This window comes from Acidihalobacter sp. (assembly GCF_037381185.1).
Taxonomy (GTDB): domain Bacteria; phylum Pseudomonadota; class Gammaproteobacteria; order DSM-5130; family Acidihalobacteraceae; genus Acidihalobacter_A.
On the sequence record NZ_JARRQY010000079.1, the window covers coordinates 1 to 12437 of the forward strand.

General features: G+C 66.1%; 11 protein-coding genes. 1 reads left to right on the forward strand and 10 read right to left on the reverse strand.

The window, feature by feature from the left end; translation table 11 throughout:
- The coding region (gene queG, locus P8014_RS19035; RefSeq protein WP_337818906.1) for a tRNA epoxyqueuosine(34) reductase QueG at positions 1-839 on the forward strand (839 nt) is incomplete at its 5' end.
- A gap of 4 nt (positions 840-843) precedes the next feature.
- Here queG and eutC read toward each other — a convergent pair.
- From eutC to pgi, 10 genes are all read right to left on the reverse strand, one after another.
- Positions 844-1635 (reverse strand): ethanolamine ammonia-lyase subunit EutC, encoded by a 792-nt coding sequence (eutC, locus tag P8014_RS19040; RefSeq protein WP_337818907.1) that lies wholly within the window; start codon positions 1633-1635, stop codon positions 844-846.
- The gene (locus P8014_RS19045; RefSeq protein WP_337818908.1) at positions 1632-3023 is read right to left on the reverse strand and encodes an ethanolamine ammonia-lyase subunit EutB; all 1392 of its coding nucleotides are present in this window, start codon (positions 3021-3023) and stop codon (positions 1632-1634) included. Before P8014_RS19045 ends, eutC begins: the two co-directional genes overlap by 4 nt.
- A 227-nt stretch (positions 3024-3250) precedes the next feature.
- Positions 3251-4987, reverse strand: coding sequence for a bifunctional protein-serine/threonine kinase/phosphatase (locus tag P8014_RS19050; RefSeq protein ID WP_337818909.1), 1737 nt, complete (start codon positions 4985-4987; stop codon positions 3251-3253).
- Between the two features lie 58 nt (positions 4988-5045).
- Positions 5046-6464 (reverse strand): APC family permease, encoded by a 1419-nt coding sequence (locus tag P8014_RS19055; protein WP_337818910.1) that lies wholly within the window; start codon positions 6462-6464, stop codon positions 5046-5048.
- Positions 6465-6686: 222 nt separating this feature from the next.
- Positions 6687-6929, reverse strand: coding sequence for a hypothetical protein (locus P8014_RS19060; RefSeq protein ID WP_337818911.1), 243 nt, complete (start codon positions 6927-6929; stop codon positions 6687-6689).
- Positions 6930-6945: 16 nt separating this feature from the next.
- Positions 6946-7956 carry a phosphotransferase gene (locus P8014_RS19065; protein ID WP_337818912.1) on the reverse strand — a complete coding sequence of 337 codons (1011 nt, stop codon included), beginning with the start codon at positions 7954-7956 and terminating at the stop codon, positions 6946-6948.
- A 5-nt stretch (positions 7957-7961) separates the two neighbouring features.
- Positions 7962-9266: an aminotransferase class III-fold pyridoxal phosphate-dependent enzyme gene (locus P8014_RS19070; protein ID WP_337818913.1), complete on the reverse strand. Its 1305-nt coding sequence runs from the start codon at positions 9264-9266 to the stop codon at positions 7962-7964.
- 37 nt (positions 9267-9303) lie between these two features.
- Positions 9304-10077 carry a 3-oxoacyl-ACP reductase FabG gene (gene fabG / locus P8014_RS19075; protein WP_337818914.1) on the reverse strand — a complete coding sequence of 258 codons (774 nt, stop codon included), beginning with the start codon at positions 10075-10077 and terminating at the stop codon, positions 9304-9306.
- 389 nt (positions 10078-10466) lie between these two features.
- Positions 10467-11162 (reverse strand): UTRA domain-containing protein, encoded by a 696-nt coding sequence (locus P8014_RS19080; RefSeq protein ID WP_337818915.1) that lies wholly within the window; start codon positions 11160-11162, stop codon positions 10467-10469.
- A gap of 75 nt (positions 11163-11237) precedes the next feature.
- Positions 11238-12437, reverse strand: a 1200-nt coding sequence (gene pgi, locus P8014_RS19085; protein ID WP_337818916.1) for a glucose-6-phosphate isomerase, incomplete at its 5' end; no start/stop codon positions are given.

Sequence of the window (12437 nt, forward strand, 5' to 3'; positions counted from 1 at the left end):
CGCCGGAAGGCGCCGATCCGGAAACCGTGCTCAACGTCCCGACCGCCGGCTACGTCTCGCGCTATGCGCTGGGTCGTGACTACCACAAGGTGCTACGCCGGCGCCTGCAGCAGCTCGCCGACCGCATCGAGGCAAAGGTCGGGCCGTTCGGCTACCGCGCCTTCGTCGACAGCGCCCCGGTGCTGGAAAAGCCGCTGGCGCAAAAGGCCGGCCTTGGCTGGATCGGCAAGCACACCAACCTGCTGGCGCGCGACGCCGGTTCCTGGTTCTTCCTCGGCGAGCTCTACACCGACCTGCCGCTGCCGGTCGATCCGCCCGGCGAGGAGCACTGCGGCAGTTGCCGGGCCTGTCTCGACATCTGCCCCACGCAGGCCATCGTCGCGCCCTACCGTCTCGACGCGCGGCGCTGCATCTCGTATCTCACCATAGAACTGCACGGCGCCATCCCGGAGCCGCTGCGCCCGCTGCTCGGCAACCGCATCTACGGCTGCGACGACTGCCAGCTGGTCTGTCCCTGGAACCGCTTCGCCCGCCCCACACGGGAAGCGGACTTCGCGCCGCGCCACGGCCTCGACGCAGCGAGGCTGATCGACCTGTTCGCCTGGAACCAAATGGAGTTTCTGGCGCGTACCGAGGGCTCGGCCATCCGCCGAATCGGCCATGAACGCTGGCTGCGCAACATCGCCGTCGCGCTAGGCAACGCGCCGGGCAGCCCTGAAGTCCTGGCGGCACTGCGCGCACGAACCGATCACCCGTCGGCTCTCGTGCGCGAGCACGTCGCCTGGGCGCTTGCCCAGCAGGCGCGCCGAGACAGACAAACAGGCGCCGCAATGGGCTGAGGATCTACGCGGAGGTTTCGAACGCACGAACGTCCGCCTCGGCCAGAGCCGGCGCGTCGTCCTTGAGTCCGACGCCCGTCAGACCGCGGCGGCGCGCCTCGGTGAGCAGATACAGCAGCTTGTGCGCCGCGGCCGGATAGGTGAGCCCTTCCGGACGGATGTTGCTGATGCAGTTGCGCTCGGAGTCCAGGCGCCCCGGCCGCGGCCGGTAGGTCAAGTAGACGCCCAGGCTGTCGGGCGAGCTGAGACCAGGACGCTCACCGATCAGCATCACGACCAGTTCCGCCGCCAGCGCATGTCCCACTTCGTCGCCGAGGGCGACGCGGACCTGCTCGGCGAGCACCAGCGGTCCGATACGCCAGCCCCGCGCCCACAGCCCCGGCAGCACGGCTTCCAGCAGCGGCGCCGCATGGCGTTCCACGGCCAGCGCGGAGAGACCGTCGGCGAGCACGAACACCGCATCGCAACCCGCCGCCGACATCCCGAGCAGGCGCTCCTGTGCATCCGTCGCCAATCTGCGCCCGAGATCGGGGCGCTGCAGATAGGTCGGACGGTCCGGCGCACGACTCGCCACCCGCGCCAGCGGCAGCTCGAGTCCAGCGAGGCGTTCGCCCAGTGCCGCCGCGTTCAGCGGGCGATGCACCGCGTCGCGCGCCCGGGCGTGCGCCAGGCGGAAATCCAGTACTGCCTGCGTGGGCTGGCTGCCGCCGACGCGCCCGAGCGCGATGCGCGCATCGGTGTAGCGCCGCAGTGCCGCCCAGGGGTCCGCGTAGCCGTTCTGCAGTTTCCCGCTCATCCGCATTCCGCCAAGGGATGGCTCAGCAAGGGATGATGGCCGGCGACGGGCTGCAGGCGTCGCGCACCATCGAAGATGCGCATCTCCTCCAGCCAGGCTTCGAACTCCGGCGCGGGTCGCAGCCCAAGCGTCTGGCGCAGATACAACGCGTCGTGGAATGAGGTGCTCTGATAGTTGAGCATGATGTCGTCGGCGCCGGGAATGCCCATGACATAGGTGCAGCCGGCGGCGCCCAACAGCGTGAGCAGCGCGTCCATGTCGTCCTGGTCCGCCTCGGCGTGGTTGGTGTAGCACACGTCGCAACCCATCGGCAGACCGAGCAGCTTGCCGCAGAAATGATCCTCCAGGCCGGCGCGGATGATCTGCTTGCCGTCGTAGAGGTATTCCGGACCGATGAACCCGACCACGGTATTCACCAGCAGCGGTTCGAAGGCGCGCGCCACGGCGTAGGCGCGCGCCTCGCAGGTCTGCTGATCGACGCCATGGTGCGCATCGGCCGACAGCGCGCTGCCCTGGCCGGTCTCGAAATACATGACGTTGTCGCCCAGCGTACCGCGCCCCAGCGACAGCGCCGCCTCGCGCGCCTCGGCGAGCAGCGCGAGGCTGACGCCGAAACCAGCGTTGGCGGCCTCGGTACCGGCGATGGACTGGAACACCAGATCCACCGGCGCGCCGCGCGCGATGGCGTCGATCTGGCTGGTGACGTGGGTGAGCACGCAGGACTGGGTCGGGATGCAGTAGGTCTCGCGCACCTCGTCGATCAGCTCCAGCAGCGTGGTCAGCGTACCCAGATGGTCGCTGGCGGGATTGATGCCGATCACCGCATCGCCGCTACCGTAGAGCAGGCCGTCGAGCATGCTGGCGGCGACGCCGCGCGGATCGTCGGTCGGATGATTGGGCTGCAGGCGCGTCGCCAACCGCCCCTTGAGGCCGATGGTGTTGCGAAAGCGGGTGATGACTTCGCATTTGCCCGCCACCAGCACCAGATCCTGCAGGCTCATCAGCTTGGACACCGCTGCGACCATCTCCGGCGTCAAGCCGGGCGCCAGGCGCGACAACACGGCCGCATCGACTTCGTAGGACAGTAGCCAGTCGCGGAAGCCACCGACGGTCAGATGCGCGACCGGCTCGAACGCTGCGGCGTCGTGCGTGTCCAGGATCAGACGGGTGACTTCGTCTTCCTCGTAGGGGATCAGCGCCTCGTCGAGAAAGGCCTTGAGCGGGACCTCGCCGAGCGCGCGTTGGGCCGCCACGCGCTCCACAGTCGATTCCGCCGCGAGGCCGGCAAGTTGGTCGCCGGAGCGCAGCGGCGAGGCCTTGGCGAGCAGCTCGCGCAGGCCGTCGAAACGATAGCGCACCGCGCCGACAATATGCGTATGGACGCTCATGTTCTCAGTTGCTCAGGCATGTCTGGAGGTAAGTCTTGGCCGCCGATACGGCTGTGCTCCAGGGCGATCAATCAAGAGCCGTGCCAATTGAGGGTTCGGGACGCCGCGTCGCGCCGTGCGGAGAGTTCGTGCGCGATTCGCGCGCTGGCGACGCACCACGTCAAAGCGGCGGCCCGCCTGCCCGAACCAATCCGGTGCAGGCGCCGGCGCATCCGCGAACGCGCCGCTCAGCGCCAGAATAGCGAGGCCAGCAATGCGGCGGCGAGCGCCGCGCTCAGCATCTGCCAGACCAGCACGGGGCGACGCGCGTACAGGCTGCGCGTGTCGCGCGGCGGCGCCTGGGCGGCGTGCGCGGCCGCGTATTCCAGTTCGTAATCCATTTCCAGCACGTCCTGATGGCGTTGCGCCGGATCGTCGGCCAGCGCCTTGGCGAAGATCCGGTCAAAAGCCGGCGGCAGGTCCGGGCGGTGCCGGCGCAGGCTGACGCTGCCGCGCAAGGTGTAGGGGAAGGCGCCGCCGGCGAACATGCGGTACAGCGTGACCGCATAGGCGAAGACTTCGGAACGTTCGTCGCCCGGCGCGCCGCGCACCAGCTCCGGCGCCATGTAGCTCGGCGTGCCCGGCACCTCGGGTGGCGCGGGGTCGAGCACGCCGGCCAGTCGCGCGAGACCCAGATCAAGCAGCCGGAGTTCACCGCCTTCGGTCAGGAACACGTTGTCCGGTTTGATGTCGCGGTGGTAGACCTGATGCCGGTTGAGCGCATCCACGGCGCGCGCCAGTTGCGCCGCGACGCGCAGTCCTTCGTCGAGGCCAACGCGCCGGCTCAGGCGCCGCTCCAGGGTCTCGCCCGCGTGGTAGGGCATCACCAGATACAGCCGACTGCGCCGCTCCGCCTCGCGCCACTGCGGCGCGACGATCCACGGCGTACGCAGCCTACCGGCGATCCAGCCCTCGCGCACGAAGGCTCGGCGGATGTTCTCGTCGCTCTCTGCGTTCGGCAATGGGAACTTCATCACCCAGCGCGCGTTCTGCGCATCGCAAGCCAGAAACACCCGGCTGTAGCGACCCTCGTGCAGCACGCTTTGCAGGCGATAACCGTCGACGGTCTCACCCGCTTCGGGCGCTCGCTCGATCGGCAGACTGCCGATCAGGCGTTCCAGGTAGCGGTCGTCGAGATCGGGCAACCCCAGCACGTCGATCACTGCCGCACTCGCGTCGTCAATACTCCCGGCCAGCGCGGCGCTGGCAACCAGGCCCCGCGCCGCCTCCTGCGGATCGGTGTCGTCGAGCAGCGCGCGCAGGCGTGCGGACGACAGATCGCGGTAGGCGCCGTCGCTGCACAGCAGGAAGCGGTCGTGCACCTCCACGTCCAGTTCGGTCACGTCCGCGACCAGCTCGCGCTCCATGCCCACGGCACGCGCGAGCAGCCAGCCCTGCGGCGACGGCACTAGGTGATCTTCGCCGATCTGCTGCAACCGTCCGGCGCGCAGGCGGTACAGCCGCACGTCGCCGGCCGCGATCAGAAACGCCTGCCGCCCGCGCAGCACCAGCGCGGCGAAGGCCGCCCCCATGTTGCGCAGCGCGGGATCCGTGCGTCCCTGCGCGTGCAGCCAGCCGTTGACGGCATCCAGCGCGCGGGCGGCGGCGCGCAGCGGACTCAGCGTGGCTGGCGACTGGTAGTAGGCTTCGAGAAAGCCGCGCACCGCCAGCTCCGCGGCCACGCGTCCGCCGCTAGCGCCGCCCATGCCGTCGGCCAACGCCCACACGCTGCCGCGCGTGCCGGCGTCGGCACCGCGGCCGGCCACCGCGCCGAAGAAATCTTCGTTGAGGGAATGATGCGTTGCCTGGCGCGAAGCGAAACCCGCCTCTACGGCAAGACCGCCGTGTCGGGTCGGGTCGAGCGCGCAGGCGGCGGAAGAGTCCGCCGCCTGCGCGATTGCCGCTGTTGCCGCTTCCGCCGTCATGCACGAATCATAGCGGTTGGGCTGCCCGGCGTTGCGCCGGGCAGCCGACGCATACGCGTCAATCGAGATCCATGGAGGAAATGCCGGCCAGCACCTGCGGCACGCGCGTCTTGAGCACCGCGTACCAGCCCGCCACGACCAGCAGCGATGCGGCGAACAGATACGGCAGCAGATCGTAGGGATAGGCCGGCGCCGGATACAGGCTGCCGTAGAGCACGTAGGCCATGATCAGCGCGCCGCCGACGCCGAGTACGCTGTCCACCGTCTTGCGCGCACCGCTGTCGCCGAACTTGAGCGCTTCGCGCACGCCGGCCAGCGCCACGCCCAGGTACACCAGCACGAAGCCGAATGCGGCATAGGTACCGGTCCAGCCGAAGGCGTTGAGCGGGTCGGCCGGCACCAGCGCCTCGCACACCACCAGCATGAGCACTGCGCCGACGCCCAGCGCGAAGTGCGGCGTGCCGTGGCTGGCATGCACCGCGCCCATCGAGCTGTGCACGAAGCGATAGCGGCCCATCGAGTAGATCAGCCGCGACGCGGCGTTGAGCGATGCCAGCGCGCAGGAGAACGCGGCGACGAAAGCGGCGGCGTAGATCACCGCGGCGAGCCAGGCAACGCCCAGCGATTTGGTGATGTCGACCAGCGGCGCGGCGCTGGAACCTAGCAGTTTGACGTTGTCGCCGGAAGCCAGAATCATCAGGTAGGCGATCACGGCGAAGAACAGTCCGGCCACCACCGGCGTGGCGCGAATGATGAGCGGCACGCTGCGCGACGGATCCTTGATTTCCTTGGCCAAGGTCGCCGCGCTTTCGAAACCGACGAAGGAGAAGATGGCGAAAGCCATCGCCGGTCCCACCTTGCCCATGTCGGAAGCGCTGAAGGAAAACTGCTTTGGATCGTACAAGGTGCCGTGGTGCACGACGGCGGCCACCACCACCGCGGTGATGATGAGCACCGACAGCGCCTCCAGAATCAGCGCCAGGCGTGCGGAAAGCTTGACGTCGCGATAGGCGAAGTAGCCGAGCACGGCCGTGAACACCGCGTAGAACAGGTAATGCGGCACCTGCACGTGAAGCCCCATGGCACCGATCATGTTGTTGAGGAAGATGCCGCCACCGATGATCACCGCAATGCCGGTGAAGAGGTAGGCGGAGATCATCGCCGCGCCGGCCAGCATGCCCGCCAAGGGTCCGAAGTTGCGGCCGATGTAGAGGAAGAACGAGCCCGAGGTCGGATGCCGCTTGGCCAGGGAACCCATGCTCCAGGCGACCAGGAACAGGCCCAGCGTGGCGATCAGGTACGAAGGCCAGGCCAGAAAGCCTGCGAAGGCGACGACGACGGTCAGGTTCAGCGTCGGCGTGAACGTGGGCGAAACGTTGGCGATGGATTGCCCGAAGGCCTCGACCGTTCCCAGCGTGGCGCTGAGGCCGGAACTCGTGCCACCGGTATTGGCGGCAGAATTTTCAGGGTGACTCATGTGCAACCTCCATAACGACGTCCTTCACGGACGATGCAGTTCAACAATCGAATAGCGACTGGTATCGGACACCGGGCCAACTCGCGCGCCCGGGTTACCTCCCCCTTGAATCCTTCGTGCCTCGCGGCCCGCCGCTGAAACCTCCATCCCTTCTCATGCACACTCAACGATCACTCGGCGCAGCGCCCCCAACACTCGCCGTGGCCGACGAAGACATACACTTTACGTACCAACCCCAGTTCGTGGCCGACGCCGCTCAGCACGTTGAGCACACCGGGCGGCAATCCGGCCTCCTCGGCGATGGCGCACCGGCAGAACGCGTGCAGCGTCCTCGTGAAAGACGTCCTCGGTGTCAGGATCGACCACCTCCAGACGTCCGCTTTCGGCCGCATCGACACAGCGACCGGCGATGAACAGCGGGTCCTTGGAAAGGTTGGCGCGAATGCTGTCTGAATCTGCGTTCATGTTCTCCCTCCGGGGATTAGACGAGCAGGCTTTCGCGGTGCAGGTACCGGCTTACCAGCTCGCAGGTCTGCGGTGCGAACTCCGCACCGATTTCGGCTGCCAGATCGGTTTCGCTGTGCGAGCCCAACCAGCCGACCAGAAGGATCCGGCGCAGCATGATGAAGGTGGACAGCATGTCGACGTCTTCGTCCGCCAGGGGCTGCACCTGCTCGTAGCCCCGCACCCAGGCCTCGACCAGCGCGGGCACGTAGTCCTTGTGTTCTATGAAACTCAGCGCGCTGCCCAGGTCGTACATGAACCAGGAGTAGCCGCAGTCGTCGAAATCGATCACGCCGACCCGCCCTTCGTGGACGAGCAGATTGGCCAGGCGCAGATCGGCATGCACCAAGCCGAAGCGCTTCGGATTCGTTCCGTAGCGCTGCAGGCGGCTGCGGATGCGCGCCACGCCCTGATTCAGATGCGCAGCCACCTCCGGCGTCACGCCGATGCCGTCGCGGAAGTCGCCCCAGATCGGCTGGCGCCCGAGCGTGCGCTCGAAGTCCCACACCGGGCGCGCAGGACGGCGACCGTCGCGCACCCAGCCGCGGCTGTGCTCGTGCAGAGTGGCGGTGATGGAGCCCAGCTGCTCGAACGATTCTGGCAGGTCGTGTTCCTCTCCAGGTTCCTCGCCGTCCAGGAACTCGAACAGCACACTGTAGCGCCCGTCGCCCTGGCCGGAAGGAAACGGCTGCACCAACCGTCCGTCCGTGCCGGCAATGGGCATCGCGGTACGAATCGAGGTATCCCGCTCGATAGCCGCCACCCAGTCGAGCTCGGCGGCGATTGCCTGCTGTGAGTGATAGCCGAGGCGATGCACGCGCAAAATGCAGCACCGCCCTTCCTCGTCGACGCGATAGGTAGTGTTTTCCGAATGGTTGAGCAGCCTAACCTGCGCAGCTTCCGAGAATCCCCAGCGCCACAGGTTGCCGGGCACGGCGGCATCGATCACGGCAAGGTCGGCATCCGATACGGCCAATTCGTACGCCATCGCCCTCACCCCCCAACCGCCGCCTTGGCTTCGCGCACGCTGCGCCGCAGGATGCCGAGCACCTCGTCAGCCAGCCCCTGGTCGATGAGCATGCCCGGCTTGAACTGCAGCACGCGCGGATCGAGCCCGGAGAAGATCGCCCACACGCCGTTGCGATAGAGGGCGTTGCTCACAAACACCGCACCTTGCGGGTGGTCGAAACAGAGGCCCATGACCAGCCCTTGCTGGCGAACTTCAGTTAAGAAACCGCCGCTCTCGTCGCGGATGCCGCTCAGCTGTTCGGTGAAATACGCGCTCATCCGGCGCACGTTCTCCACCACCTCGGGCCGCGTCGAGATATCCAATACGGCGGAAGCCACCCGGCAGCCCAACTCAGAACCACCAAAGGTGGAGATGTGACCGAAACCGTCCTCGTCCATCCAGCTCGCCGCACGGTCGTTCACCAGCACCGCGCCGATCGGATAGAGGCCCCCGCCCAGCCCCTTGGACGTGACCAGGATGTCGGGAACGATGCCGTAGGTATCCACGCACCACAGCTTGCCGGTGCGGCCGAGACCGGTTTGCACCTCGTCGGCGATGTACAGCGCGTCGTAGCGGCTGCACAGTTCGCGCACGCCCTGCAGGTAGCCGGGCTGCGGCAGTGGGAAACCGTAGGTCGCGGGAATGCTCTCGATGATCACCGCCGCCACGTCGCCGCCCTTCAGCGCGGTTTCCATCGCCTCCAGGTCGTTGAACGGCACCTTGACGAATTCGTCCGCCGCACCTTCGGAGAGAAACATGCGAGAAAACCGCGGGTCGCCGGTGGCCACCGCTAGGCCGGTGTGTCCGTGGTAGCACTTCTCCAGGGACACGATCTTGCGCTTGCCCATGGCGTGGCGTGCCGACTTCAGCGCGATGTCTATCGCTTCGCCGCCGCCGCTGGAGTAGATGGCGTGATTGAGGCCGTCGGGCGAATGCGTCACCAGCTGTTCGGCCAGCTCGGCACGCGCAATGGAAGGAAAATGATGATTGCCGATATCGAATTCCTGTAGCGCGTCGATCAGGGTCTGTACCAGTTCCGGATTGCGGTGGCCGAGGTTGTAGGTGCCGCCGTTGAGGTGCACGTCGATCAGGCGTTTGCCGTCCATGTCGTAGAGGCAGTAGCCCTCACGCTTGCCGATCACCAGGTCGATGCCGACGGACTGCCAGAAGCGGGTCTTGCCCGGATTCCAGTATTTGACCGATTTGTCTAGAATTTCCTGTTTGCGCGCACTGCGCTCCACTGCCGCGTCCAACTCGGACACACTGCCGGCCATTGATGTTTCGAGCATTGTCGTTCTCCGTAAGAATTCTCTGCGCGAACCGCCGTCAGGCGTCCACGGCCTCCAGGGTTTCCGGCAGGATCTGACCGCCGTCGACGATCAGCGATTGGGCGGTGACGTAACCGGAAGTCTCCTGCGCGAAGAACAGTGCGGCGTGGCCGATGTCCTCGACGTCGCCTAGGCGCTTCATCGGAATGGAGGCCTTCATGGAGTTCAGGTAATCCTCGCCGAGGTCCTGCAGGCCCTCGGTATAGATGTTGCCCGGCAGCACCGCGTTGACCGTGATACCGTCTCGCGCCAGCTCGATTGCGGCGGTGCGCATGAAGCCGAGTTGCGCCGCCTTGGTGCTGCCGTAGTGCGCCCAGCCGGGAAAACCGGTCACCGGGCCGGTAATCGACGAAGTGATGACGATGCGCCCGGCGACGCTCGCGCGCAGGGCATCGAGCGCCGCCTGGATGCTGAACAGCATGCCCTTGACGTTGACGTCGAAGATTTCGTCCCACTGCCGCTCGGTCATCGCGTCGAGCTTGGCGGAAGGGAACATCCCCGCGTTCGCGCACAGCACGTCCAAGCTACCGAAGGTTTCCACCGTCGTACCGACGACCTGCCGCATCGACTCCAGGCTGGTAACGTCGCCGGGCACGAACAGCACGTCCTCGTTTCCCGAGACCGCCTTCAGCGTCTGCTCGGCCTGTGCCCCGTGTTCCGCATTGCGTGCGGTGAGCGCCACCTTGTAGCCGTTTTTTGCGAATACGCTTGCGATGCCCTTGCCGATGCCCAGCGTCGCGCCGGTCACCAGTACGGTGCGTGAATTAGCCATGTCGTCTCCTCTTCGCGGACGCGTTGGATTCGGCGGCACCCGCTACAGTGCCGCCCCGAATCAGATCGATTGCGCGAAGTTCAAAGCCCCCGCATGTGATGGCGTCGGCATGCAGGGCAAAGGCCAGAGCGATCGACGTAGCCGCGTCGCCGCCTCTGGGCTTGAACAAGAATTTGCTGCGTTGCATGAGAAATTATCCCGCCAGAATCTGGTATATACCAGGAACTAGGAAGATTCATGCCAAGGAAGACGAATAACTAAAAATCAAATACTTATTATTATTTGAGCAAACACGCGAGCACAGGAAAGGGCAAAATCACAGCAACGGCATGCTCACTCGCGGTGCGTCGATTGTCGCCACGCACCCCAATGGGGAGAACGGGGCCGGTCTAAGGTTCCACGGACAGACGGATCTCAATGGCCCCCGGCAGCCAGTGCTCGGTATCGAACTCGATCAGCCGACCGGCCGCAAAGCGCCTGCGCTCGATCAGCACACCATGCGTGGCCGGCGCCACCGCCAACGCCTCGGCCTGCATCGAATCGAGCAGGGCAGAACGCACGCTGGTGTCCTCGCGATCGATCTCGATCCGGTAGTCGTCGCGCAGCAGTTCGGTGATGGAGTCCGCAAGATTGTGCTTCAGCAGCCCGGGCACAGCCTCCGCGGACAGGTAGATGCTCTCGAACATCACGCTGCGTCCGTCCAGATGCCGCACACGGCGCAGCAAGAATGCGCGCGTGAGCCCATGTTCGCGCATGCAGGAAGGCAGCTCGCGGCTAGCTGCGAGACCGCTGTCCAGCAGATCGATCTGCGCGCTGCGCTCCTGGGCCGCTGCCATCGTCTTGTAGTTGGCGCGACGGCCCAGGTCGTACACGAAACGCGGCGGACTGACGAACCAACCCCTCCGGCTCTTGCCGTAAACCAAACCGTCCGCCTCCAGCTTGATCAGAGCCGCACGCAACGTCAGCCGCGAGACGCTCATTTGCTCGCTCAGCTGGCGCTCCGAACCGAGTTTGACGCCAGGTTTCAACTCGCCGGCCGCAATACGTGCGGCGATGCGCTCGGCGGCTTCCTGATATCCGGCCATGGCGCAGCTAAGCGCGCTTCCCGCGCGCGGCCTGGACGCGGCAAACGGAATTGGCTCGCAACGTTCGCACGGGATCTAGCGCAGGCGCTTGTAGTGATTGATCAGCCCGTTCGTCGAGCTGTCGTGGCCATCGACCGGCGCATCGCCCTGCAACTCGGGCAGAATCGCCTTGGCCAACTGCTTACCGAGTTCGACGCCCCACTGATCGTAGGAGTTGATGTTCCAGATCACGCCCTGCACAAAGATCTTGTGCTCATACAGCGCGATCAGGCGGCCGAGGCTATGCGGAGTGATCTTGTGCAGCAGCAGCGCGTTGCTCGGTCGGTTGCCGAGCATGACCTTGTGCGGCGCCAGACGCGCAGCCGCCTCGGCGTCCATGCCCTGTTCATGCAACTCCTCGAGCACCTCTTCCAGCGTGCGCCCGCGCATCAGCGCCTCGGGCTGGGCGAAGAAGTTGGACAGCAGGATCGGGTGATGCTCACCGACAGGATTGTGCGACACGGCCGGCGCGATGAAGTCGCAGGGGATCAGACGTGTGCCCTGATGGATCAGCTGATAGAAGGCATGTTGGCCGTTGGTGCCCGGTTCACCCCAGACCACCGGACCGGTAGCGTAGTCGACCTCGCCGCCGTCGCGGTCGACGTGCTTGCCGTTGCTCTCCATATCGCCCTGCTGAAAATAGGCGGCGAAGCGGTTCATGTACTGGTCGTAAGGCAGGATGGCCTGCGTCTCGGCGCCGAAGAAGTTGATATACCAAACCCCGAGCAGCGCCAGGATCACCGGCATGTTGCGCTCCAGCGGCGCGCTGCGGAAATGCTCGTCCATGGCGTGCGCGCCATCGAGCAGTTCCTCGAAGGCGTCCATGCCGAGGTATAGGGCGATGGCCAGCCCCACCGCCGACCACAACGAGTAGCGCCCGCCGACCCAGTCCCAGAAGCCGAACATGTGTTCGGGATCGATGCCGAACTCGCGCACGCCGGTCTCGTTGGTCGACACGGCGACGAAATGCCGCGCCACCGCGGCGGCGTCGCCATGATAGTCGAGCAGCCACTCGCGCGCGGTATGCGCGTTGGTCAGCGTCTCCTGGGTGGTGAAGGTCTTGGAGACGACGACGAACAGCACGCTCTCGGGATCGACCTTGCGGAACACCTCGCGGAGGTCGGTGCCGTCCACGTTGGAGACGAAGTGCACGTTCAAATGCGGGTGGCCGTAGGGCGTGAGCGCGCGGCAGACCATTTCCGGGCCGAGATGGGAACCGCCGATGCCGATGTTGAC

Excerpts from the sequence above, each read along its gene's own strand:
- eutC (WP_337818907.1), bottom strand. The coding sequence starts at position 1,635 with ATGAGCGGGAAACTGCAGAACGGCTACGCGGACCCCTGGGCGGCACTG.
- P8014_RS19045 (WP_337818908.1), bottom strand. The coding sequence starts at position 3,023 with ATGAGCGTCCATACGCATATTGTCGGCGCGGTGCGCTATCGTTTCGAC.
- P8014_RS19050 (WP_337818909.1), bottom strand. The coding sequence starts at position 4,987 with ATGACGGCGGAAGCGGCAACAGCGGCAATCGCGCAGGCGGCGGACTCT.
- P8014_RS19055 (WP_337818910.1), bottom strand. The coding sequence starts at position 6,464 with ATGAGTCACCCTGAAAATTCTGCCGCCAATACCGGTGGCACGAGTTCC.
- P8014_RS19060 (WP_337818911.1), bottom strand. The coding sequence starts at position 6,929 with ATGAACGCAGATTCAGACAGCATTCGCGCCAACCTTTCCAAGGACCCG.
- P8014_RS19065 (WP_337818912.1), bottom strand. The coding sequence starts at position 7,956 with ATGGCGTACGAATTGGCCGTATCGGATGCCGACCTTGCCGTGATCGAT.
- P8014_RS19070 (WP_337818913.1), bottom strand. The coding sequence starts at position 9,266 with ATGCTCGAAACATCAATGGCCGGCAGTGTGTCCGAGTTGGACGCGGCA.
- fabG (WP_337818914.1), bottom strand. The coding sequence starts at position 10,077 with ATGGCTAATTCACGCACCGTACTGGTGACCGGCGCGACGCTGGGCATC.
- P8014_RS19080 (WP_337818915.1), bottom strand. The coding sequence starts at position 11,162 with ATGGCCGGATATCAGGAAGCCGCCGAGCGCATCGCCGCACGTATTGCG.